Origin of the sequence: Acidovorax soli, from assembly GCF_014207955.1 — a bacterium.
GTDB classification, from domain to species: domain Bacteria; phylum Pseudomonadota; class Gammaproteobacteria; order Burkholderiales; family Burkholderiaceae_C; genus Acidovorax; species Acidovorax soli_A.
The window spans coordinates 212,072-234,162 of record NZ_JACHLK010000010.1; the positions used below are offsets into that span (position 1 = coordinate 212,072).

Consider the following 22,091-nt stretch of genomic DNA (forward strand, 5'->3'; position numbering starts at 1 on the left):
AGTTCTGTAAGCTTCGTGCCAGTCAGTGGCCTGTAAGTGCTGCGCAGGACAGTACCGGCCAAATCAATTCCATCAGACCCAGGAGACAACAAGATGAGTGCATCCACATCCGCAATCGAGTCCGTGCTGGTCGAGAACCGCGTGTTCCCCCCCTCGGACGCCATTGCGCGCGCCGCCCGTGTGTCCGGCATGGCCGGCTACGACGCCCTGTGCGCCGAGGCCGACAAGGACTTCGAAGGCTTCTGGGCCCGCCTGGCGCGCGAGAACGTGCGCTGGACCAAGCCCTTCACGCGCACGCTGGACCAGTCCAACGCCCCGTTCTTCAAGTGGTTCGACGACGGCGAACTCAACGCCAGCGCCAACTGCCTGGACCGCCACATCGGCACCCCCACCGAGAACAAGGACGCGATCATCTTCGAGGCCGACGACGGCAGCGTGACCCGCGTGACCTACAAGGAACTGCTGGCCCGCGTCAGCCAGTTCGCCAATGCGCTCAAGGCCCACGGCGTCAGCAAGGGCGACCGCGTGCTCATCTACATGCCCATGACGGTGGAGGGCGTGATCGCCATGCAGGCCTGCGCGCGCATCGGCGCCACGCACAGCGTGGTGTTCGGTGGCTTCAGCGCCAAGGCCGTGCAGGAGCGCATCATCGACGCGGGCGCCGTGGCCGTGGTCACCGCCAACTTCCAGATGCGCGGCGGCAAGGAGCTGCCGCTCAAGGCCATCATCGACGAAGCCCTGGCCATGGGCGGCTGCGACACCATCCGCAACGTCTTCGTCTTCCAGCGCACGCCCACGGCCTGCAACATGGTGGCCGGCCGCGACAAGACCTTTGGCGAGATCCTCGAGGGCCAGAGCAGCGACTGCCCGCCCGTGGCCGTGGGCGCCGAACACCCGCTGTTCATCCTGTACACCAGCGGCTCCACCGGCAAGCCCAAGGGCGTGCAGCATTCCACCGGCGGCTACCTGCTGTGGGCCAAGCTCACCATGGACTGGACCTTCGACCTGCGCCCCGACGACATCTTCTGGTGCACGGCCGACATCGGCTGGATCACCGGCCACACCTACGTGGCCTACGGCCCGCTGGCCGCGGGTGCCACGCAGATCATCTTCGAGGGCATCCCCACCTTCCCGAACGCCGGCCGCTTCTGGCAGATGATCGAAAAGCACAAGTGCACCATCTTCTACACCGCGCCCACGGCCATCCGCTCGCTCATCAAGGCCGCGGAGGGCGATGCCGCCGTGCACCCTGCGCGCTCGGACCTGTCGAGCCTGCGCATCCTGGGCAGCGTGGGCGAGCCCATCAACCCCGAAGCCTGGATGTGGTACCACAAGAACGTGGGTGGTGAACGCTGCCCCATCGTGGACACCTTCTGGCAGACCGAGACCGGTGGCCACGTCATCACCCCGCTGCCCGGCGCCACGCCGCTGGTGCCCGGCAGCTGCACGCTGCCGCTGCCCGGCATTGCCGCCGCCATCGTCGATGAGGTGGGCAACGACATCGCCAACGGCACGGGCGGCATCCTGGTCATCAAGCGCCCCTGGCCCAGCATGATCCGCACCATCTGGAACGACCCCGAGCGCTTCAAGAAGGCCTACTTCCCCGAAGAGCTCAAGGGCTATTACCTGGCCGGCGACGGCGCCGTGCGCAGCGCCGACCGCGGCTACTTCCGCATCACCGGCCGCATCGACGACGTGCTCAACGTCTCGGGCCACCGCATGGGCACCATGGAGATCGAGTCGGCCCTGGTCTCCAAGACCGACCTGGTGGCCGAGGCCGCCGTGGTGGGCCGCCCCGACGACGTGACCGGCGAGGCCATCTGCGCCTTCGTCGTGCTCAAGCGCGCCCGCCCCACGGGCGAGGAGGCCAAGCAGATCGCCAATGAGCTGCGCAACTGGGTGGCCAAGGAAATCGGCCCCATCGCCAAGCCCAAGGACATCCGCTTCGGCGACAACCTGCCCAAGACCCGCAGCGGCAAGATCATGCGCCGGCTGCTGCGCAGCATTGCGAAGGGGGAGGCGATCACGCAGGACACTTCGACTTTGGAGAATCCGGCAATCCTGGACCAATTGGCCCAGACCAATTGATCCAGGAAGGCGCCGCGCGAGCGGCGCCTGCGCGCAGCGCTTGCAGGGTTCGGGGGCACTCCTATCGCCGCAGGCGATGTGACGTGGCCACAGAATCCCGTCGTTCGGTCACCGCGCACACGGTGCCTGATTGCGCTTCCCGGGTCCGGCTCCCTTACAATTGGACTTGTTCGTTCGCGCCTGGCGCGAACCTTCCTGGTTTTGACGTTGCGAAGCCTTTCGGTTCTCTGGGGCCAACTGCCCTCCCGAAGCGCTGTATCTCCCTCCCTCTCTTTTTTCGTTTCGGGATGCTTCGCAACATTTTTCTACCGGCTGCCGGCCTGCATTTCGCGGGCCGGCAGCCTCCCTTGTAGGACAGCTTCGGCAAACCGCTGCAAAGGCTGTGTTTGCCGCCCTGCATGGGTTACAACCCGTTCAATCCACGCGCCAGTGCCCACCGCGGCCCTGGCGCCACGACGCAACGAACGAACGGAGGTTTCCATGCAATTGCGATCCATCGTGCTGGTACTGACCATGCTGGCCATCGCCGCCCTGGCCGTGCTCAACTGGGGTGCGCTGTCTGCCCCTGTGGCCGTGTCCCTGGGGGTGACCACCCTGGAGGCGCCCCTGGGCTTGGTGATGCTGGGCCTCACCGCGCTGCTGGCCATCGTGGGCGTGGCCTATGTGCTGTCGCTGCAGGGTTCGGTGCTGCTGGAAACGCGCCGCCACACCAAGGAACTGCAGGCCCAGCGCGAACTGGCCGACAAGGCCGAGGCCTCGCGCTTCACCGAGCTGCGCAGCTTTCTGGAGGCGCAGCACCAGCAGATGCACGCTGCGCTGCTGGCGCGCATCGACCACCTCGAAACCCGCCTGGCTGCGCGTGCCCAGGAGTCGGACAACACCACGGCCGCCTACGTGGGCCAGCTGGAGCAGCAGCTGCGCGCACGCGGGGCGGACATGCACCTCGTGTAGAAACAACCACGGGGCGAGGCCTGCGGCCTGGCCCCAAAATGCAACAGCCGCCCCCTGTGCAAGGGGCGGCTGTTTTTTGGGGGGGATCGCAGCAGCTTACTTGACCGTCAGCACCCAGGCGGCCAGCTTCTTTGCATCGGCCTCGCTGACCTGGGCGTTGGCGGGCATGGGCACGGGGCCCCAGACGCCGCCGCCGCCCTTCATGATCTTGCCCGCGAGCTTGTCCACGGCGTCCTTCTGGCCGGCGTACTTGGCGGCCACTTCCTTGTAGGAGGGGCCCACCACCTTCTTGTCCATGGCATGGCAGGCCATGCAGCTCTTGGCCGTGGCCAGAGCCAGATCGGCCATGGCGGGGCCTGCCACCGACAGAGAAAGAGCCAATGTGATCAGAGTGCGCTTCATGGTGGGGATTTTCCTGTGGGTTGGGTTACAGTTCTTTTAACGGAATTGTAGTGACTTGGGTTGACCCCGGCCCCGCAGGCCGCCAAGCCCCTGCGCCACCGTATTGATTGGAGAATGCCATGTACCTGCTCGCCATCGCCGTCATCCTGTCGGCCCTCAAATACCTGGAAATCGGACCCGTGGCCAATATGTCGTGGTGGGTGATCCTGGGCTTTTATGGTGCCACCATCGCCTGGTGGGCCTGGGCCGATGGCACCGGCTACACCAAGCGCAAGGCCATGGAGCGCATGGAAGAGAAAAAGCAAGCCCGTATCAACAAGCACAAGGAAGCGCTGGGCATGGCGCCGCGCAAGCCGCGCTGACCCGTTGCAGGCTTTCAGGGCCCGGTTGTACCCGGCCACGGGGGCGGGCAGCCTGAAAGGGTGCCCGTTTCTCACTCCATGACGACAAAGCCCGTGCCATTGGGGTGCGGGCTTTTTTCTTTTCGCGCCAACGGCAGGCCAGCCAGGTCACCCCAGCGCCCGCCCCATCTCCTCCACCAGCGCTCCTGCGGCCGTACTCCAGGGCAGGTCGCGTGAGCGCAGCGCATAGGCCACCGTGCCCACCTCGGGCGCCAGGGGCTGCACCTGCAGGCCCGGATGGCGCCGGGCGTGCCAGGCGGACCAGCTGTCCACCAGGGCCCAGCCCAGGCCCTGGGCGGCCATCTCGATGGCCGCGTGGTAGCTGGCGGTGGTGATGCGCGCTGCGGGCGTCACGCCGTGGGCGTCGTAGGCCATGTGCAGTTGGCGGCCGATGGGGTCGGCCGGGTCCAGGTCGATCAGCGGGTGGTGCCCCAGCGCCTGCAGGGGGATGGGGCCTTCGGGCAGGTCCCGGCCCACGCAGACCACCCGGCCGCGGCCGATGGGCAGGTCCACCGCGGCGGGGTGGTTCGAGGGCTCCAGCGCAAAGCCCAGGTCGGCTTCGCGGCGCACGATGGCATCGGCGATCTGGCGCGAGTGCAGGGTGCGGAAGGTCAGGCGCACGCCGGGGTAGGTGCGGTTCCAGCGGCCCAGGGCCTGGGGCAGCACCTCCATCGACAGGCCGGGCACGCACAGCAGGCGCAGCACGGTCTCGGAGCCGGCGCCCAGGTTGGCGGCGCTGCGGCGCACGGCGTCGAGCTGGCCGAAGAGTTGCTCCACATCGGGGAACAGGCGCTGGGCCTCCACGGTGGGCGTGAGCCGGCCGCGCACGCGCTGGAACAGCGTGACGCCGATGCTCTGCTCGGCCTGCTGCAGCAGGCGCGAGGCCGCGGGCTGGGTGATGTGCAGTGTGTCGGCGGCGCCCTTGACGGTGCCCGCGCGCATCACGGCATAGAAGATCTCGATGTGGCGGATGCGGAACATGGGCACCAAGCGTAACAGGCGCGCGGCGCCTGTGCCGGAGAACGGGATGCGTCAGGCGCCGCCGTGCTGCGCCTGCCAGGCCTTCCAGACCAGGGCGGCGGCAGCCAGGTCGGTGAGGCCCACGCCCACCGACTTGAAGACCACGATCTCGCTGTCGGACTGGCGCCAGCGCGCGTCGGCCGCGCCCAGTTCCACCAGATCGACGATGCGCTCGGGCGGCAGCACGCCGTGGGCCAGGCCGGTCACCACCTCGCCGGCCTCGGCCAGGCTCTGGGGCTTCCATTCCACGATGAGGCGTGCCGCGCGCGCCAGGGTGGCGTCGTCGAGTTCGCTGCCCGTGGGCAGGCTGGTGCCCACCGCGATCACGGTGGCGCCGGGTTTCAGCCGGCTGCCGTCGAACACGGGCGTCTTGGAGCGCGTGGCGGTGACGATGACGTCGGCCCCGTCGACAGCGGCGTCGGCCGCCATGGCGTGCACCGGCCGCTGCCAGCGCTGGGCTGCGGCAGCGCAGAACCCGCTGATGTCGCCCATGCCGGCCACGCGCACTTCGTCGAAGGGCTGCTCGGCCATCAGCGCGTCCAGGTGGGCCGCGCCCTGCACGCCGGTGCCGAACAGGGCCAGCACGCGGCGGCCCGTGGCCAGGCGCGATACGGCGTGCACCGACAGCGCTGGCGTGCGAAAGCGCGTGATCTCGTTGCCCTGCACGGTGGCCAGGGGCCGGCCGGTGGCGGTGTCGAACAGGTTGCAGACAAAGTCGAAGCGGCCCGCCACGGTGCCATAGGTCTTGACGGCGGCCAGGCCTTCATCGAGCCACACGGCGCCCATGGCGCTCAGCCGGAAGGCGCCGCACTCGATGCGCGTGCGCGCCTGGATCTGGGCCGTGCCGGCCGCCAGGCTGGCGAAGGCACGGGCGATGGACTCGCGCACCGCGGGCACGGTCAGGTGCGCGGCCACGAAGGCGTCGTCGACGAAGGGGAGGGCGGTGGTCGGTGGGTTCGGGTGGATCATGCGTTGCCTGCCGCCAGCGCGGCCGAAGAAGAGGAAAAGCGGGAGACCGGTGCGCTGCCCTCGAAATCGGCGGCCAGCCGGTCGGCCGAGCCAAAGGCCAGCGTGAAGCCCAGGGCCCCCTGGCCCGAGTTCACGAACAGGTTGCGCATGCCACCGGCGCGGCCGGTGCAGGGCAGGCCGGTGGGCGTGGCCGGGCGCAGGCCAGCCCAGGGGTGCAGGTCGGTCGGTGCGCTGCGCAGGCCGAACAGCGTGCGCACGCTCTCCAGCAGCAGCGCGATGCGGCCGTGGTCGATGTGCGTGTCCTGCCCCACCAGCTCGGCAAAGCCGGCCACGCGCAGCCGGCGCGTGGTGCCTGCACCCAGCGGGGCGAACACGGTCTTGGTGGCCGTGTCGGTGAGGCTGGTGGCGGGCATGCGCACGATGTGCTCGGCTGCCACGTCGATGCTGTAGCCCTTCAGGGGCTGGATGGGCACGCTGCCACCCACGCCCAGCGGGCGCAGCAGGCCGGGGGTCTGCGCGCCGGCCGCGACCACGCAGGCATCGAAGGCAATGCGCTGCTGCACACCATCGTGCTCGGCGAACAGGCCCGTGAGGGCATTGCCCTGGCGCTCCCAGCGCAGGAAGCGGTGGCCCCACAGCGCCGTGAAGCCCGGCCCGCTGGCCAGCTCATCGGCCAGCGCGGCGCACACCTTGGCGCAGTCGGCCACCTCCTCGCTCGGGGTCCAGATGCCGCCCGCCAGGGGGGCTGCGGGGTCCAGGGCGGGTTCGCGGGCGCAGCACTCCGCGCCCGTCAGCACCTGCTGCAGGGGGCCGCCCATGGCCTGCTGCAGCTGCACCTGGCGGGCGGCCGACGCGAGGCCCGCCGCACTGCGGTAGAGCACCAGCTTGCCTTGCGAGGCATGCTCGATGCGTGCAGCGGGGATGTTCGCGCGCCAGCGCTCGAAGGCGCCGCGGCTGTCGGCCGCCAGGCGCAGCAGCTCGCGCGTGCCGGCATCGGCGCGGGCCTGGGTGCAGGCGGCCATGAATTGCAGGCACCAGCTCCATGCCGCGGGATCGAGGCCGGGGCGCAGGCGCAGTGGCGAGGTCGGCGAGAGCAGCAGCGACGGCAGCTGCGCGAAGATGGAGGGTGCTGCCAGCGGCGCCACATAGGCATAGCTCAATTGCGCGCCGTTCTGGGCACTGGCACCCGCGGCCGGGCCGGGGCCCTGGTCCAGCAGCACCACTTCGTGGCCCTTGCCAATGAGGGCCCGTGCCGTCGCCAGGCCCACGATACCGCCACCGATCACTGCAATACGCAACAACGCCTGCTCCTTGGGATGAAAAGAGGGCGCATCATCGGCGTGGATGGCCGCGGCGTCGATTGCCGGAATGCCAATGGGCCATGCCCTGGCGGCATACGCGCCCGAGGGGAGGTCTTTGCACCAGAAAGGTGCCCTCAGGCCCATGCCGCCAAGGCATACACCATGGCGAAATTGCTACTCGCGGCAAGGCGGCCGGGCCCGTACATTGCAAGCGTTCACAGACCTGTCACACCTTTTTTCGGAGAGCACCCCATGACCCCTTGGACCCGCACCGCCCTGGGCGCCGCCCTGTCGCTGGCCGCCCTGTCTGCTTCGTTCGCCCAGCCGCAGTCCACGCTGGCCAAGATGGCGCAGACCGGGGTGATCCACCTGAGCTACCGCGACTCGTCGGTGCCGTTCAGCTACCTGAACGACGCCAAGCCCATCGGCTTCAGCATCGAGATCTGCGACCGCATCGTGGAGATGCTCAAGACCAAGGTGAAGCGGCCCGACCTGAAGATCGAGCGCCAGCCCGTCACCTCGCAGAACCGCATCCCGCTGGTGATGAACGGCACGGTGGACCTGGAGTGCGGCTCCACCACCAACAACGTGGCGCGGCGTGAGCAGGTGGAGTTTGCGGTGAACTACTTCTACACCGGCACGCGCATGATGGTGAAGAAGACTTCGGGCATCGGCTCGCTGGCCGACCTCAAGGGCAAGAAGCTGGCCACCACCAGCGGCACGACCAACGTGCAGGTGCTGCGCAAGTACTTCAAGGACAACAGCCAGGACACCGAGATGCTGCTGGCCAAGGACCATGCCGACGGCGCCCTGCTGGCCGAAAGCGGCCGGGCCGATGCCTACGCCATGGACGACATCCTGCTCTACGGCCTGGTGGCCAATGCCAAGAACCCGGCCGAATGGACCATCGTGGGCGAGGCGCTGCAGGTCGAGCCCTACGCCATCATGCTGCGCAAGAACGACCCCGAGTTCAAGAAGGAAGTCGACGCCGCGCTGGTCTCGCTGATGAAGAGCGGCGAGTTCGAGAAGCTCTACGACAAGTGGTTCCTGCAGCCCATCCCGCCGCGCAATGTGCCGCTGAACGTGCCCATGAGCGCCGAGCTGAAGAAGAACCTCAAGGAATTCAGCGACCGCCCGGCAGCACCGGCCCCGCAGTGATCCCGGGCGGCCTGCCCGCACTTCCTTTTGATGCGCCAGTGCGGCCCATGGGGGCCGTGCGGCCTCTCTCTTTCCAACGATTGCGTGATCTCCATGACCCCATCCAAACCCCGACACCGGCTGACCGTGGTCCTGGGCGCCCTGCTGGGCGCCGGCGCCCTGAGCAGTTGCAGCAGCCCGGGCGGTACGCCCGTCGTGCCCCCCGTGGTCGACTACCTGATCCGCGGTGCAGCGGTCTACACCGGTGACGGTGTCGAGCCGATCTCAGGCGATGTGGGTGTGGCGGGCGAGCGCATCGTCTTCGTCGGCAAGGCCCCGGCCGGCACGGTGGCGCGCCAGACCATCGATGCGCCGGGCATGGTGGTGGCGCCGGGCTTCATCGACGCCCACACCCATGCCGATGGGGACCTGCTGTCCGACTCGGCCGACAAGCGGATGAACCTGCCCTTTCTCACCCAGGGCGTGACCACCGCGGTGATCGGCAACGACGGTTTCGGCGGCTACGACATCGCCGGCCAGGCCCAGCGCCTGCGCACCCATCCGCCGGGCACCAATGTCGCCATGTTCGTGGGCTTCGGCCCTGTGCGCCAGAGCCAGTTGGCCAATGCCAACGCGGCGCCCACGGCCGCGCAGCTGGCGACCATGAAGCAACTGGTCGATGCAGCCATGTGCCAGGGGGCCCTCGGCCTGTCCACCGGGCTGTACTACACTCCGCAGAACTTCTCGACCACCGAAGAGGTGATCGAGCTGGCCAAGGTGGCTGCCGCGCACGGAGGCCTGTACGACAGCCACATCCGCAACGAGCAGACCAGGCAGGGCCTGCCTGCTGCGGTTGCCGAGGCCCTGCGCATCGGCCGCGAAACCGGAATCGCCGTGCACATCGCCCACATCAAGGCCCTGGGCGTGGACACGCAGGGCATGGCCGGAGAGCTGATCCGCATGGTCGAGGCCGCGCAGCAAAGCGGCCAGAAAGTCACGGCCGACCAGTACCCCTGGCTCGCGTCGAGCACCAACCTTTCGGCGGCGGTGATGCCGCCCTGGGCCAATGCGGGAGGGCGCGAGGCGCTGCTCAAGCGTTTTGACGATGCCACGGTGCAGGAGCGCCTGCGCAAGGATGTCACCGAGAACATGCGCCTGCGCAACGGGCCTGAGGCGATCCTGGTCTCCGCGGGCAACCCGAAGTACGTGGGCAAGACGCTGCAACAGATCGCCAGTGCCAGCGGCACCGATGCAGTGGCCGCCGTGGTGCAGGTGTTGCGCGAGAGCGAGGTCAAGATCGCCAACTTCAACCAGAGCGATGCCGACGTCCGCGCCTTCATGACCCGCCCCTGGGTGGTGACCTCGTCGGACTCGTCCGCTGGGCACCCACGTGCAGTAGGCTCCTTCGCGCAGAAGTACGCCGAGTACGTGGTGCGGCAAAAGCACATCTCCATCGGCCAGTTCGTGCGCAGCAGCACGGCGCTCACGGCCGACCTGCTGGGCATCGCCGAGCGCGGCCGCCTCAAGGCCGGGCATTTCGCCGACATCGTGGTGTTTGACCCCGCACGCTTCAAGGCCCGATCCACCTACATCGCGCCGACCCTGCTGTCCGAAGGCGTGGTGCTGACCATGGTCAACGGCAAGCCCGTGGTGCAGAACGACCAGGCCACGGGCGTGGCTGCAGGGCAGGTGCTGCTGCGCAAGACGCGCGAAGGGCTGTGCAGTGCGCAGTCGATGAAGACGGCCAAGGTGGTGCCGCCGAGCGGCCTGGCTGCGACCCACGACCACGCCCACTGAGCCAGCCCAAAGAAAAAGCCCGCGGCCTGAAGAGGCCGCGGGCTTTTTTTATGGAGGATCGATGTAATCGACCTGGGCGTCAGAACGCGTCCAGCACCGCACCCTTGCTCGCGCTCGATGCGTTGAAGGCAAACTTTGCCTGCACGCCACGCGTGTAGCGCGGTGCGGGTGCCGTCCAGCCGGCACGGCGCTTGGCGATCTCTGCTTCAGGCACGTTCAGCTCCAGCAGCAGTTGGCGCGCATCGATGGTGATGCTGTCGCCTTCGTTGACGAAGGCAATCGTGCCGCCGGCAGCCGCTTCAGGCGCCACGTGGCCGACCACCATGCCCCAGGTGCCGCCGGAGAAGCGGCCGTCGGTGATCAGGCCCACGCTCTCGCCCAGGCCGGCGCCGATGAGGGCGCCCGTGGGGGCCAGCATCTCGGGCATGCCGGGGCCGCCCTTGGGACCCAGGTAGCGCAGCACCATCACGTCGCCGGCCTTGATCTTGCCGGCCAGGATGGCTTCGAGGGCCGATTGCTCGTCGTCGAACACGCGGGCCGGGCCGGTGATCACGGGGTTCTTGAGGCCCGTGATCTTGGCCACGGCGCCTTCGGGGCTCAGGTTGCCCTTGAGGATGGCCAGGTGGCCCTGCTCGTACATGGGGTTGTCGATGTTGCGGATCACGTCCTGGTCGGCACGCGGCACGTCGGGCACGTCCTGGAGCACTTCAGCCACCGTCTTGCCGCTGATGGTGATGCAGTCGCCGTGCAGCAGGCCGGCCTTGAGCAGCACCTTCATGACCTGCGGGATGCCGCCGGCGCGGTGCAGGTCCACGGCCAGGTACTTGCCGCTGGGCTTCAAGTCGCAGATCACGGGGGTCTTCTTGCGGATGCGCTCGAAGTCGTCGATGTCCCATTCCACGCCCGCAGCGTGGGCGATGGCCAGGAAGTGCAGCACGGCGTTGGTCGAGCCGCCCGTGGCCATGATCACGGCCACGGCGTTCTCGATGGCCTTCTTGGTCACGATGTCGCGGGGCTTCAAGTCCATCTTGATGGCCTCGATCAGCACTTTGGCCGATTCCTTGGCCGAGTTCATCTTCTCGTCGTGCGGGTTGGCCATGGTGGACGAATACGGCAGGCTGATGCCCAGGGCCTCGAAGGCGCTGGACATGGTGTTGGCGGTGTACATGCCGCCGCACGAGCCGGTGCCGGGGATGGCGCGCTTTTCGATCTCTTTCAGGTCGAAGTCGCTCAGCTTGCCGGCGGCGTTCTCGCCCACGGCCTCGAACACGCTCACGATGTTCAGGTCCTTGCCCTGGTAGCTGCCGGGCAGGATGGTGCCGCCGTACACGTAGATGGCGGGCACGTTGGCGCGCAGCATGCCCATCAGGCCGCCGGGCATGTTCTTGTCGCAGCCGCCGACCACCAGCACGCCGTCCATCCACTGGCCGCCCACGCAGGTCTCGATGCAGTCGCTGATGACTTCGCGGCTCACCAGGCTGTACTTCATGCCTTCGGTGCCCATGGCCATGCCGTCCGAGATGGTGGGCGTGCCGAACACCTGGGCGTTGCCGCCAGCTTCCTCGATGCCGGCGATGGCGGCGTCGGCCAGCTTCTGCAGGCCGCTGTTGCAGGGGGTGATGGTGCTGTGGCCGTTGGCCACGCCGACCATGGGCTTGACGAAGTCGCCTTCCTCGTAGCCCATGGCGTAGTACATGGAGCGGTTGGGCGCGCGCGACTTGCCCTGGGTGATGTTGGCGCTGCGGCGGTTGATGGGCTGGATCGGGATGGTCTTGCTGTCTGCCATGGTGTCGTCTTCCTCGTGAGGGGGCTCGTTGTGGTGGGCAACCCGGGTGCGCCGGGGCCAAACTGTCGGGGTGCAAGTATGCGGGGTTTGGCGCTGCGTTTCCAATCCCTTTCATCGCCTCGATTAATATGCAAAACATATTACAGAGTCACCCGCGCCATGAAGGAAACCCTGATCGACGTTCGCGCCTGGCGCCAGTTCGTGGCCGTGGCGGAGGAGCTGCACTTCGGCCGCGCCGCCATCCGCCTGCACATGACGCAGCCGCCGCTGACCCAGGCGATTGCGCAGATGGAGCGCTCGCTGGGCGTGGTGCTGTTCGACCGCACGCGCCGGCGCGTGGCGCTGACCCCGGCGGGCGAGGCCCTGCTGCCCGATGTGCGCGACTTTCTGGAGCGCGCACAGGCGCTGCCGGTGCGGGCGCGCGCCGCGGCGGCGGGCGAGGTGGGGCGGGTGCGGCTGGCCTTTGTCTCCACCATCGGCTTCGAGCGGCTGCCCGAGTGGGTGCGCGATTTCCGCGTGCTGTGCCCCCAGGTGGCGCTGGAACTGGTGGAGGCCACGGGCGACGTGCAGCGCGCCATGTTCGCGCGCGGCGAGCTCGATGCCGGGCTGGTGCTGCATTCGCCCGGCGCCGCGCCGCCCGAGCTGGCGCGCCTGCCCGTGGCCGAAGAGCCGCTGGTGCTGGCCCTGGCCGAGCGCCACCCGCTGGCCCAGGCGCCGCGCCTCGACCTGGCTGCGGTGCTGGCCGAGCCGCTGGTGATCTTTCCGCGGCGCATCGTGCCCTCGCTGCACGATGCCATCTTTGCGCTCTACCACGCGGCAGGGCGGGTGCCCGTGGTGGCGCAGGAGGCCATCCAGATGCAGACCATCGTCAACCTGGTGTGGGGCGGCCTGGGCGTGGCCTGGGTGCCCGAAAGCGTGACCCAGTTCCGCCGCGAGGGCGTGGTCTACCGGGCGGGTGATGCCTTCGCTGCCAAGGCCCAATCCAAAGCCGGCGCCACACCGCCGCTGCCCGTGTGCGAGACCAGCCTGGTCTGGCCCGCCGGGCTGAACAACCCGGCGCTGGCGCGTTTTGTCGACTTCGTGCGCGAGCGCTCGGCCGCGGCTTAGGCGGCGGCCGTAGCGCGCCCGCGCACGAACAGCAGCCCTGCGGCAATGGCCAGCAGCGGCAAGGCTACGGCGTTGATGGCCGTCCAGCCCACGCCGGTGAGCAGGGCGCCCGAGGCAAAAGACATGGCCGCCGCCACGCTGCCATTGGCCAGCTGCATCAGCGCCTGGGCCTGGCCGCGCTCTTCGGGCGCATGGGATTCGGCCAGCAGCGTGGTGCCGGCGATCACCATCAGGTTCCAGCCCGTGCCCAGCAGCAGGGAACTGGCCAGGAACTCGGTGAACGAAATGCCCGACAGCGCCACCACCGCGCTGGCGGCCAGGCAGGCGGCCCCCACGGCGGCCACCGGGCGGCTGCCAAAGCGGTCCACCAGCGTGCCCGAGAACAGCGCAGGGAAAAACATGCCGATCACATGCCACTGGATGACGTAGGCCGCCGAGGCGGCCGAGAAGCCGCAGACCTCCATGGCCAGCGGGGTGGCGTTCATCACCAGAATCATCAGCCCATGGCCGATGGCCGCCATCACCACGGCGGCGCGCAGGCCGGGGCGTGCCAGCAGGGCACGCATGGCCGCGATGCCGCCCGCCGCCGGCTTGGGCGCCACGCCCTCGCGCAGCCGCGCCATCACCACCCAGCCCAGCGCCGCCAGGGCTGCGATCGCCAGGTAGGCGCCGGCCAGCGGCGTGGCCAGCAGGTTGCGCGACCACAGCGCCAGCGGCGGCGCGAACACGGCCGCGCACAGGCCGCCGGCCACCACGCAGGCGGCGGCACGGCCTTTCTGCGCCGGGTCCACGGCCTCCAGCGCCGCATAGGTGTAGTAGCCCGACGAGGCCTGGTAGGCGCCGATGGCCAACGTGCCCAGGCAGAAGACGGCAAAGCTGCCCCACTGCACGCCCAGCATGCTGACGAGGCCGCCTGCCACCCCGAACAAGGCCCCTGCCTGCAGCCCCGCGCGCCGGCCCTGGCGCTGCATGAACAGCGACAGCGGCTGCACCGACAGCAGGTTGCCCAGCACCAGCAGTGCCAGCGGCAGGGTGGCCAGCGCCGGCCAGGGCGCCAGCCGCGCGCCCACGATGGAGGTGAGCGTGATGCCGATGATGGAGCAGCCCCAGTAGAGGGCCTGGCCCGCGAACAACAGGCGAACGGAAGCATTGCGCACAAGCAGCATGGTGGTGGCTTTCGGTGGGGCGCCGTTCTGGCGCAAGGAGGTTGGAAGTCAGTCGGCCAGCGCGCCCGTGCCGAAGCGCTGGGCATAGGCCTGCGGGCTCACCGCGCGGTGCTTGTGGAAGCTTCGGCGCAGGTTCTCGGGGTGCTCGAAGCCGCACAGCCGCGCCACGGTGGCCACCGAAGCCTGGGCCTGGGCGAGCAGGGCCGAGGCGGCCTCCACGCGCACGCGCTCCACATAGCGGCCGGGCGTGGTGCCCAGCTCGCGCTGGAACACACGGGTCAGCGTGCGCGGCGGCATGCAGGCGCGCTCGGCCAGGGCATCGAGCGACAGGTCGCTGCCCAGCTGGGTGGGGATCCATTCGAGCAGGCTGGCCAGGCGCGGCGCATGCCGCGTCTCGGGCGCCAGCAGTGCACTGAACTGGGCCTGGCCGCCCGGGCGGCGCATGAACATCACGAGCCGCCGTGCCACGGCCAGGGCCATGGGGCGGCCCAGGTCGGCCTCCACCAACGCCAGGGCCAGGTCGATGCCGGCCGTCACGCCGGCCGAGGTGAAGAGGTGGCTGTAGACAGGGTGGGCCGCGTCATAGGTGTGCAGGCAGTCCTCATCGACCTGCACCCCGGGGTAGTCCCGGCGCATGCGCTCCACGCGGCACCAGTGCGTGGTGGCGCGCAGGCCGTCGAGCAGGCCGGCCTGGGCCAGCAGCAGGGCGCCCGAGCAGACCGAGCCCAGGCGCCGCACCCGGGGTTCTGCATGGCGCAGCCACTGCAGCATGCCGGCGTGGCCGAGCTGGTCGGCCACGCCATCACCGCCCGCCACCAGCACCGTGTCCAGACTGGCGGGGTCGGTGGCGGCCCAGCTGCCATCGGCCACCAGCGCAAACCCTGCCGAGGTGGTGACCGGCCCCGCCGCCTCGGCCAGCAGGCGCAGCGCATAGGCCGGCGCCAGCCCGTGGCCCGCGCGCTCGGCGTTGGCGGAGCCGAAGACCTGCATCGGGCCGACGGCGTCCAGGCTCATCACGCCGGGGTAGAGCAGGCAGGCAATGGTGCGGGTGGGCTGGGGCATGGCGCCAGTGTCGGCGTTTGCGGGTGTGGCTGCAATGACAATCAGCCCACAGATATGGCCAGTGTGCCGAGAGGTCGCTGGAGGGGCAAAGGGCGGCCCCGGAGGTGCCTCCAGCCCCGGTGCGGGGCGGATTGTCAAATATCCATAATTTGCTGGTCAGTGCCGGGGCTCAGGCGCTATCCTGCAACCAATGGGGTCGGCAAGCCGGGGCCCGCAACCCGGCCGAGACCTGTCCACTGCACGCTTTAGGAGACTGTGAATGCCTTTCCCCTTGCGGTTTCCCCGAGAGATGGAGTGCTTTCTCCAGGCGGCGCAGCTGCTGGGCACCATCCAGGGCGACCCTGGGCGGGTTGGGCCGGTCCTTGAATTGCAGAAACTGCTGCTCCGCCGCATCGCCAGGTCGGAGTTGAGCCACAGCCGCCTGCAGGATGCCCGGCTGCGCCTGAAGCAGCGCCTGGTGCGCGAGCGCCTGATCGGGGAGAAGGCGCGCGAGACGCGGGACCTGGTGCTGAAGATCCAGGAGCGCTGTGATGCGCTCGAACAACTGCGCTTTCTGTACCGCTGCTTCGGGGATGGCATTGCGGCGACCTACCAGGCACCCCTGCGCCACCGGTACTTCTACTTCGCGCAAAAGGCCCATGCCAAGGAGCGCCCCGGATTGCTCGCGCGCAAGGACAGCTTTCGCAGCCGCTACCGGGCCCTGAAGCTGGGCATCGGCATGGGCATCCCGGTGCTCCTGGCCGATGTGACGAATATGCTGGGGCAGGGCGATCTGTGCGTCCTGGCGGGGGGCGAGCCCCAGCCGCTGGACCTGAAGTCCTTCGTGCACCGGGGCCCTGCGGGCAGGCTGCAGCAGGAGGCACTGCGGCGCACCATTGCGCTGCTGGCGCGCCAGGGCACCGCGAGCGTGCCCGGGGGCAGCGCGCACGACATGGCGCACAAGGCGCATTTGAACGACTGCGTGCGCCAGGCCATGGAGTCCGGAATCGCCCAGGCCTCGCCCGAGCCCGGCCTGCGCTACGTGGCCGTGCGCAATGACCACTACCGCAGCCACCCGGACTGCCTGCAGACGCTGCACCAGCGGGTGCCGAAATCGACCATGTCGGTGCAGGTGACGCCCGAAACCGCCTGGATACCGATGCAGCCCTTCACCCTGTCCATGAGCGCCGGCCATGCCGTGCTGTTCATGCAGGGGGTCTTCCAGCTGCTGGTCTATGTCGACATGAAGGTGCTGGTATCGCACTTCGCGTCGCTCGGAATCCATGCCGTGGCCCTGATGGACGGCGTGACCGCCCTGCAGCTTTCCAACGACGCCGAAGACCTGGAACACGGGGTCTACCGGGTCAGCGAGGCCCTGTTCCAGCGCATTCCCTGCGAGTTCATTTCGTTGCGCAGCTTTGCGCAGGAGATGGCCGGCATGCTGGAGCCGGCGCAGGCCCACAGCGACCAGGGGCGGCTTTTCGCGCCCCCGGGGGATTGGGGCGAGGCCCGGCACTACTACGAAGACGAAGGGCCGGCCCTTCATTGAAGACCCTGCTCGCGCCGCACGGTGGTGGCGCTGGCAAGGCCTGGCCCGCAACTCAGGCGGTCTGGGATTGCAGGTAGTTTTCAAGCCCGATCTTGTCGATCAGGCCGATCTGCTTTTCGAGCCAGTAGGCGTGGTCTTCCTCGGTGTCACGCAGCTGGGCCAGCAGCAGGTCGCGGCTCACATAGTCGCCCACGCTCTCGCACAGGGCCATGCCGTCGCGCAGGGCGGTGCGCACCTCGTACTCGGTGGCCAGGTCCTTGCGCAGCATCTCGGGCACGGTCTCGCCGGGGGTGAATTCCTTGGGGCGCATGTCAGGGCGGCCGCCCAGGAAGAGGATGCGGCGCAGCAGCGCATCGGCGTGCTGGGTTTCCTCCTGCATCTCGTGGTCCAGGCGGGTGTAGAGCTTGATGAAGCCCTGGTCCTCGTAGATGCGCGAGTGCGCGAAGTACTGGTCGCGCGCAGCCAGTTCACCGCGCAGCAGATCCTTGAAGTAGTCGACGACTTGTGGGTTGCCCTGCATGTTCTTTTCCTTGTTACAGCCAGAAGTATCGCGCGCCCAGGGGCCTTTGTGGGGGAAAACCCCGGGGTGTCGCTCTGCATGCGTACAGGGATCAGAAGCGTTCTCATTGATGTGGCACCAGGCTGCCGAGGCGCTCGCCTGCGCTGCCCCCACTCCGTGCGGGGATGCCGCCCCGGCAAGTGCCGCGGGGCAAGGGCACAATACCGCCCAACATGCTGACCTACCCCCAAATCGACCCCATCGCCCTGCAAGTGGGCCCGCTGGCCATCCACTGGTACGGCCTGACCTACCTGGCGGCCTTTGGCCTGTTCATGCTGCTGGGCATTGCGCGGCTGCGGCACCAGCCCTTTGCCTCCCTCACCGGCCCGGGCGCCTGGACGCGCAAGGACGTCGAGGACATCCTGTTCCTGGGCGTGGCGGGCGTGGTGATCGGCGGCCGGGTGGGCTACTGCCTGTTCTACAAGCCCGCCTACTACCTGAGCCACCCGCTGGAGATCTTCTATGTGTGGCAGGGCGGCATGGCCTTCCATGGCGGTCTGCTGGGCGTGATCGTGGCCATGCTCTGGTTCGCGCATTCGCGCCAGCGCCCCTGGCTGCAGGTGGCCGACTTCGTGGCACCCTGCGTGCCCACGGGCCTGGCGGCAGGCCGGGTGGGCAATTTCATCAACGGCGAGCTCTGGGGCCGTTTTGCCAGCCCCGACCTGCCCTGGGGCATGGTGTTCCCGCAGAGCGGTTCCATGCTGCCGCGCCATCCCTCGCAGGTCTACCAGTTCCTGCTCGAAGGGCTGCTGCTCTTCGTGCTGCTGTGGCTGTACCCGCGCCGTGAGCGCCGCCAGGGCCAGGTCGCGGCCGCCTTCCTGATCGGCTACGGCGCATTCCGCTTCATTGCCGAATACTTCCGCGAGCCCGATGCACACCTGGGCATCCTCTCGCTGGGCATGAGCATGGGCCAGTGGCTGTGCGTGCCCATGATCGTGGCCGGCATCGCCATGTGGCTCTGGGCCGCCAAACGCGAGGGCGGCGCGCCGGCGCTCACCACCTCCAAGCCCTGATCGGTCCGTGGCCATCACCCGCCGCCAGCTCCTGCTGACCGGTGCCGCTGCCTCGCCGCTGCTGGCATCGTGCGCGGCGGACCTTGCGCGCCACCAGGGCCGGCCCGTGGCCGAGGTGGTTGCCAGCCTGGGTGTCTGCGCCGCGGCGTTTGCCACGCTGCGCGCCGGCCAGGTGCAGCCGACCGCGGTGGCCGGCCATTGCAGCGCAGCCCCGGACGCCATCTTCCAGGCAGCGTCGCTGACCAAGCCCGTGGTCGCCTATGGGGCTCTGCGCCTGGTGCTTGCGGGCCAGCTGGACCTGCAGGCGCCGGTTGCGCACTACCTGCCGCAGGGCTATGTGCACTACCAGCATGCGCTGCGGCGTGCGCCAGGTGATGCCAGCGATACCGTGCCCGCCGGCACGCTGGCCCGCATCCCGGTGGCCAGCCTGCTCAACCACAGCTCGGGCCTGCCCAACTGGACCAGCGGCGCGCTGGCCCCTGCCTTTGCGCCCGGCCAGCGCTGGCGCTATTCGGGCGAAGGCTATGTGCTGCTGCAGGCAGTGATCGAGGCCGTCACCGCCACGCCCATCGCTCAGTGGATGCAGGCCCAGGTCTTCGCGCCCCTGGGCATGCGCGATTCCAGCATGGTCTGGACCGGCGCCTACGAAGGCCGGGCCGTGCATGGCAACGGCGCGGCTGCTGGTGGCCTGCGCTGGAATGTTCCTGTGGCTGCTGCCTCGCTGTACACCACGGCGGGCGACTTTGCGCGCCTGCTGGCGGCCTTCGTGGCCGACGAGCGGCTGACCGCGCTGGTGCAATCGGCCCCCGTGGTGGTGGACCAGGCGCTGGGGCTGGAATGGGGCTACGGCTGGGGCATCGAACGCACCGCCGCCGGACCCATGCTCTGGCAGTGGGGCAACAACCCGGGCTTTCGCAATTTCGCCATGCTCTCGCCCACCACGCGCGATGGCTTCGTGCTGCTGACCAACAGCGACCAAGGCATGGCCCTGGCCGTGCCGTTGGCGCAGCAGGTGCTGCCAGGCGAGCACCCGGTGTTCAGGTCGCCGCTGCTGGGCTGACACTGGCCGCCGATGCGGCGCTCATCGATTCCGAACCTGCCTCCTGCAGCCAGCCCAGCACCTGCTGGCGCAGGCCGTCGAGCACCGGGTTGGGGGCCCGCGCCACGCGTTGCACCCAGGCGATGTGCGACTCCAGCCCCTGGGTGGGGATGTCGAGCGGTACCAGCCGCCCCTGGGCCAGCAGGGCGGCTGCCGGGGCCATGACGCCCATGTAGAGCGCATCCGTGTGGCAGGCCACATCCAGCAGATCGGGCACGGATTCGCTGGCCAGGCTGATCAGCACCTCGGGGTGGGCCTGCATGCCCAGGCGCTGCACCAGCAGCCGCCCGACGGCCGCGCTCATGCCCGTGCAGGCCACGGGGAACTCCGTGAGCTCGGCAAACGCCAGCGGCTGGCGCTGGGCCAGCGGGTGCCCAGGGCGCACCAGCACCCCGGTGGGCAGTTGCACCAGCCTGTGCACCTCGAGGTCGGCGTGGGAGCCGGGCAGAGAGTGGTAGTCCGTCACCAGGGCATCCAGCGTGCGGTCGCGCAGCGCCTGGATCTGGTGGGACTGGGGGCCGCCGCTCAATTGCAGTCGCATGCGCCCCGCGTCGCGCGCTGCCAGGCGCAGCAGGCGCGGGGCCAGCAGGGCGTGCGGCGTGGCGCTCATGGCCAGGCGCACGGAGCCGGTTTCACCGCTGACCTGGTGGCGCACCACCTGGTGCAGTTCATCGGCCTGCGCCACCACCTGGCGCGCATGCTCCAGCACCGTGCGGCCTATGGGGGTGAGGGCGTTGCGGTGGCCGCTGCGCTCCACCAGCTCCGCGCCCAGGTGCGCCTCCAGCATGGCGATGCTGCGGCTGAAGGCGGCCTGCGAGCGGCGCGTGCTGTCGGCCGCGCGCGTGAAGCTGCCGCTGTCGGCCAGGGCGATGAAGTGGCGCAGCTGGGCGATGGTGGTGCTCATGCGGAAAATCGAACAAAACGACTTGAATTATGCATTGGACCAACATTTGGTTACCGATTTAGCATGCGCCCCAGACCCTCACCCACAAGAAAGAGACGCGAGCGACATGATCAAGAAACTTCTGCTCGGGCTGCTGGCCCTGGTGCTGCTGCTGGCCGTGGCCCTGGGCATCAATACCGCGCGCAAGGGCTCACGCCAGCTGGAGGTGGCGCCCATCGCCAAACTGCCCGTGGACGATGCCGCCGTGGCCGGCCGCCTGGCCGAGGCCGTGCGCCTGCGCACAGAATCCTCGCGCGACGATGCCAACGCCAATGCCGGCCAGTTCCTGCAGTTCCACGCGCTGCTGCAGCAGCGCTTTCCGCTGGTGCATGCGAAATTGAAGCGCGAGGTGGTCGGCGAGCTGAGTCTGCTCTACACCTGGCCCGGCAGCGATGCCAAGGCCGCGCCCGTGATGCTCATGGCCCACCAGGACGTGGTGCCCGTGGCCCCCGGCACCGAGGGCGACTGGGCCCAGCCCCCGTACTCGGGCGCCATCGAGGGCGGTTTTGTCTGGGGCCGGGGCTCCTGGGACGACAAGGGCAACCTCATGAGCCAGCTGGAGGCGGTGGAAATGCTGCTGGCCAGCGGTTTCACACCCCAGCGCACCATCTACCTGGCCTTTGGCGCCGACGAAGAGGTGGGCGGCCTGCGCGGCGCCGCCAAGATCGCCGCGCTGCTGCAAGAGCGCAAGGTGCGCCTGGACTTCGTGATCGACGAGGGCCTCTTGATCCTGGACGGCGTGATGCCCGGCCTCTCCAAGCCCGCTGCCGTGATCGGCGTGGCCGAGAAGGGTTATATGTCGGTGGTGATGAAGATGTCGGGCACGCCGGGGCACTCGTCCATGCCGCCGCACAAGGGCAGCAGCGCCATCGCAATGATGAGCGATGCGCTCAGCCGGCTGGACGCGGAGCAGATGCCCGGTGGCATCCGCGGCGTGGCGGGCGAGCTGTTCGACACGCTCGCGCCCGAGATGGGCGGCGTGAACCGCGTGGTGCTGTCCAACCTGTGGCTGTTCCGCCCCGTGGTGCAAAAGCAGCTCGAAGGCGCTGCCAGCACCAATGCCATGCTGCGCACCACCACGGCGCTGACCATCGTGAACGCCGGCAACCGCGACAACGTGGTGCCCGGCCGCGCCGAGGCGACTGTCAACTTCCGCCTGCTGCCAGGCGACAGCAAGGAGCAGGTGATCGAGCACATGCGCAGCAAGATCAGCGCGCCCACCGCGCAGTACGAGCTGAGCACGCTGCCCGGCGCGGTGGACGCCTCCAAGGTCGCGCCCACCGATTCCACCCAGTACCGCCTGCTCAACCAGACCATCCGTGAGATCTTTCCTGACGTGCTGGTGGCCCCGGGCCTGATGGTTGCGGGTACCGACTCGCAGCACTACGGTGCCATCAGCGACCACATCTTCAAGTTCTCGCCCGTGCGTGCTGACTCTGAAGACCTGAAGCGTTTTCACGGTACCAACGAGCGTTTGCAGATCGCCAACTATGCGGATGCGATTCGGTTCTACCACCGGCTGATCGGGCAGGTCAGCCAGGTGGGGGCCAAGCCTTGAGGGGGTTGCTTCCTGGTTTTTTGTGCTTCTGGGCATGGTTGCTTCTGTTCTTGTTTTGAGGGCGGAGGCCGGGATGTGCGCCCGGCGGCGCAGTAACTTTCTCTTGGGCCGCCAAGAGGGTGTAGAAGAAACCTATTTGAGCCGCCCCAAGAGCATGCGGGCCTGCGCCAGCCAGACCCACGCTGCAGCGTAGAACGGCTTGCG

Annotated in this window: 19 protein-coding genes; 10 read left to right on the plus strand and 9 right to left on the minus strand. The window is 68.8% G+C overall.

What is annotated here, in order from left to right:
- Positions 1-93 precede the first annotated feature (93 nt).
- Positions 94-2,088, plus strand: coding sequence for an acetate--CoA ligase (gene acs, locus HNP48_RS23435; protein WP_184861618.1), 1,995 nt, complete (start codon positions 94-96; stop codon positions 2,086-2,088).
- 480 nt (positions 2,089-2,568) lie between these two features.
- Positions 2,569-3,039 carry a LapA family protein gene (locus tag HNP48_RS23440; RefSeq protein WP_184861619.1) on the plus strand — a complete coding sequence of 157 codons (471 nt, stop codon included), beginning with the start codon at positions 2,569-2,571 and terminating at the stop codon, positions 3,037-3,039.
- Positions 3,040-3,135: 96 nt separating this feature from the next.
- Here HNP48_RS23440 and HNP48_RS23445 read toward each other — a convergent pair whose 3' ends face one another.
- Positions 3,136-3,441: a c-type cytochrome gene (locus HNP48_RS23445; RefSeq protein ID WP_184861620.1), complete on the minus strand. Its 306-nt coding sequence runs from the start codon at positions 3,439-3,441 to the stop codon at positions 3,136-3,138.
- A 119-nt stretch (positions 3,442-3,560) separates the two neighbouring features.
- On the opposite strand from HNP48_RS23445, the gene HNP48_RS23450 reads away from it, so the two are divergent.
- On the plus strand, positions 3,561-3,803 hold the full coding sequence (locus HNP48_RS23450) for a TIGR04438 family Trp-rich protein (protein ID WP_184861621.1): 243 nt from the start codon (positions 3,561-3,563) through the stop codon (positions 3,801-3,803).
- A 147-nt stretch (positions 3,804-3,950) separates the two neighbouring features.
- Here the strand turns inward: HNP48_RS23450 and HNP48_RS23455 are convergent, their stop codons facing one another.
- From HNP48_RS23455 to HNP48_RS23465, 3 genes are read right to left on the minus strand one after another with little or no spacing between them, the layout of a single operon-like run.
- The gene (locus HNP48_RS23455; RefSeq protein WP_184861623.1) at positions 3,951-4,823 is read right to left on the minus strand and encodes a LysR family transcriptional regulator; all 873 of its coding nucleotides are present in this window, start codon (positions 4,821-4,823) and stop codon (positions 3,951-3,953) included.
- 51 nt (positions 4,824-4,874) lie between these two features.
- Entirely contained in the window at positions 4,875-5,831 is a 957-nt protein-coding gene (locus HNP48_RS23460; protein ID WP_184861625.1) for an ornithine cyclodeaminase family protein, read from the minus strand.
- Positions 5,828-7,132, minus strand: a complete 1,305-nt coding sequence (locus tag HNP48_RS23465) for an FAD-dependent oxidoreductase (RefSeq protein WP_260420348.1) — start codon at positions 7,130-7,132, stop codon at positions 5,828-5,830. Before HNP48_RS23465 ends, HNP48_RS23460 begins: the two co-directional genes overlap by 4 nt.
- A gap of 252 nt (positions 7,133-7,384) precedes the next feature.
- Here HNP48_RS23465 and HNP48_RS23470 point away from each other — a divergent pair, with 252 nt between their 5' ends.
- Positions 7,385-8,290, plus strand: a complete 906-nt coding sequence (locus tag HNP48_RS23470) for an amino acid ABC transporter substrate-binding protein (protein ID WP_184861627.1) — start codon at positions 7,385-7,387, stop codon at positions 8,288-8,290.
- Positions 8,291-8,383: 93 nt separating this feature from the next.
- Positions 8,384-10,066, plus strand: coding sequence for an amidohydrolase family protein (locus HNP48_RS23475; protein ID WP_184861629.1), 1,683 nt, complete (start codon positions 8,384-8,386; stop codon positions 10,064-10,066).
- Positions 10,067-10,145: 79 nt separating this feature from the next.
- Here HNP48_RS23475 and ilvD read toward each other — a convergent pair whose 3' ends face one another.
- On the minus strand, positions 10,146-11,852 hold the full coding sequence (ilvD, locus tag HNP48_RS23480) for a dihydroxy-acid dehydratase (protein ID WP_184861631.1): 1,707 nt from the start codon (positions 11,850-11,852) through the stop codon (positions 10,146-10,148).
- Positions 11,853-12,011: 159 nt separating this feature from the next.
- Here ilvD and HNP48_RS23485 point away from each other — a divergent pair, with 159 nt between their 5' ends.
- Positions 12,012-12,959: a LysR family transcriptional regulator gene (locus HNP48_RS23485; RefSeq protein ID WP_184861633.1), complete on the plus strand. Its 948-nt coding sequence runs from the start codon at positions 12,012-12,014 to the stop codon at positions 12,957-12,959.
- Here HNP48_RS23485 and HNP48_RS23490 read toward each other — a convergent pair.
- Both HNP48_RS23490 and HNP48_RS23495 read right to left on the minus strand, forming a co-directional pair.
- Positions 12,956-14,125 carry an MFS transporter gene (locus HNP48_RS23490; RefSeq protein WP_184861635.1) on the minus strand — a complete coding sequence of 390 codons (1,170 nt, stop codon included), beginning with the start codon at positions 14,123-14,125 and terminating at the stop codon, positions 12,956-12,958. The genes HNP48_RS23485 and HNP48_RS23490 overlap by 4 nt on opposite strands.
- Before the next feature lie 48 nt (positions 14,126-14,173).
- A complete protein-coding gene (locus HNP48_RS23495) occupies positions 14,174-15,187 on the minus strand; it encodes a GlxA family transcriptional regulator (RefSeq protein WP_184861637.1) in 1,014 nt (337 codons plus the stop codon).
- Positions 15,188-15,446: 259 nt separating this feature from the next.
- On the opposite strand from HNP48_RS23495, the gene HNP48_RS23500 reads away from it, so the two are divergent.
- Positions 15,447-16,715 carry a hypothetical protein gene (locus HNP48_RS23500; protein WP_184861639.1) on the plus strand — a complete coding sequence of 423 codons (1,269 nt, stop codon included), beginning with the start codon at positions 15,447-15,449 and terminating at the stop codon, positions 16,713-16,715.
- Positions 16,716-16,767: 52 nt separating this feature from the next.
- Here HNP48_RS23500 and bfr read toward each other — a convergent pair whose 3' ends face one another.
- The gene (bfr, locus tag HNP48_RS23505; RefSeq protein WP_184861641.1) at positions 16,768-17,235 is read right to left on the minus strand and encodes a bacterioferritin; all 468 of its coding nucleotides are present in this window, start codon (positions 17,233-17,235) and stop codon (positions 16,768-16,770) included.
- A 212-nt stretch (positions 17,236-17,447) separates the two neighbouring features.
- Here bfr and lgt point away from each other — a divergent pair, with 212 nt between their 5' ends.
- A complete protein-coding gene (lgt, locus tag HNP48_RS23510; RefSeq protein WP_184861643.1) occupies positions 17,448-18,287 on the plus strand; it encodes a prolipoprotein diacylglyceryl transferase in 840 nt (279 codons plus the stop codon).
- Between the two features lie 7 nt (positions 18,288-18,294).
- Positions 18,295-19,347, plus strand: coding sequence for a serine hydrolase (locus HNP48_RS23515; protein WP_184861645.1), 1,053 nt, complete (start codon positions 18,295-18,297; stop codon positions 19,345-19,347).
- On the opposite strand, the gene HNP48_RS23520 is transcribed toward HNP48_RS23515, so the two are convergent.
- Positions 19,325-20,290 carry a LysR family transcriptional regulator gene (locus HNP48_RS23520; RefSeq protein WP_184861647.1) on the minus strand — a complete coding sequence of 322 codons (966 nt, stop codon included), beginning with the start codon at positions 20,288-20,290 and terminating at the stop codon, positions 19,325-19,327. The two genes, HNP48_RS23515 and HNP48_RS23520, sit on opposite strands and share 23 nt — an antisense overlap.
- A gap of 106 nt (positions 20,291-20,396) precedes the next feature.
- Between HNP48_RS23520 and HNP48_RS23525 the strand changes: the two genes are divergently transcribed.
- Positions 20,397-21,887, plus strand: a complete 1,491-nt coding sequence (locus HNP48_RS23525) for a M20 family peptidase (protein ID WP_184861649.1) — start codon at positions 20,397-20,399, stop codon at positions 21,885-21,887.
- Positions 21,888-22,091 lie beyond the last annotated feature (204 nt).

Bases quoted from the DNA above. Each gene is read 5' to 3' on its own strand.
- acs (WP_184861618.1), top strand. From the start codon at position 94: ATGAGTGCATCCACATCCGCAATCGAGTCCGTGCTGGTCGAGAACCGC.
- HNP48_RS23440 (WP_184861619.1), top strand. From the start codon at position 2,569: ATGCAATTGCGATCCATCGTGCTGGTACTGACCATGCTGGCCATCGCC.
- HNP48_RS23445 (WP_184861620.1), bottom strand. From the start codon at position 3,441: ATGAAGCGCACTCTGATCACATTGGCTCTTTCTCTGTCGGTGGCAGGC.
- HNP48_RS23450 (WP_184861621.1), top strand. From the start codon at position 3,561: ATGTACCTGCTCGCCATCGCCGTCATCCTGTCGGCCCTCAAATACCTG.
- HNP48_RS23455 (WP_184861623.1), bottom strand. From the start codon at position 4,823: ATGTTCCGCATCCGCCACATCGAGATCTTCTATGCCGTGATGCGCGCG.
- HNP48_RS23460 (WP_184861625.1), bottom strand. From the start codon at position 5,831: ATGATCCACCCGAACCCACCGACCACCGCCCTCCCCTTCGTCGACGAC.
- HNP48_RS23470 (WP_184861627.1), top strand. From the start codon at position 7,385: ATGACCCCTTGGACCCGCACCGCCCTGGGCGCCGCCCTGTCGCTGGCC.
- HNP48_RS23475 (WP_184861629.1), top strand. From the start codon at position 8,384: ATGACCCCATCCAAACCCCGACACCGGCTGACCGTGGTCCTGGGCGCC.
- ilvD (WP_184861631.1), bottom strand. From the start codon at position 11,852: ATGGCAGACAGCAAGACCATCCCGATCCAGCCCATCAACCGCCGCAGC.
- HNP48_RS23485 (WP_184861633.1), top strand. From the start codon at position 12,012: ATGAAGGAAACCCTGATCGACGTTCGCGCCTGGCGCCAGTTCGTGGCC.
- HNP48_RS23490 (WP_184861635.1), bottom strand. From the start codon at position 14,125: ATGCTGCTTGTGCGCAATGCTTCCGTTCGCCTGTTGTTCGCGGGCCAG.
- HNP48_RS23495 (WP_184861637.1), bottom strand. From the start codon at position 15,187: ATGCCCCAGCCCACCCGCACCATTGCCTGCCTGCTCTACCCCGGCGTG.
- HNP48_RS23500 (WP_184861639.1), top strand. From the start codon at position 15,447: ATGCCTTTCCCCTTGCGGTTTCCCCGAGAGATGGAGTGCTTTCTCCAG.
- bfr (WP_184861641.1), bottom strand. From the start codon at position 17,235: ATGCAGGGCAACCCACAAGTCGTCGACTACTTCAAGGATCTGCTGCGC.
- lgt (WP_184861643.1), top strand. From the start codon at position 17,448: ATGCTGACCTACCCCCAAATCGACCCCATCGCCCTGCAAGTGGGCCCG.
- HNP48_RS23520 (WP_184861647.1), bottom strand. From the start codon at position 20,290: ATGAGCACCACCATCGCCCAGCTGCGCCACTTCATCGCCCTGGCCGAC.
- HNP48_RS23525 (WP_184861649.1), top strand. From the start codon at position 20,397: ATGATCAAGAAACTTCTGCTCGGGCTGCTGGCCCTGGTGCTGCTGCTG.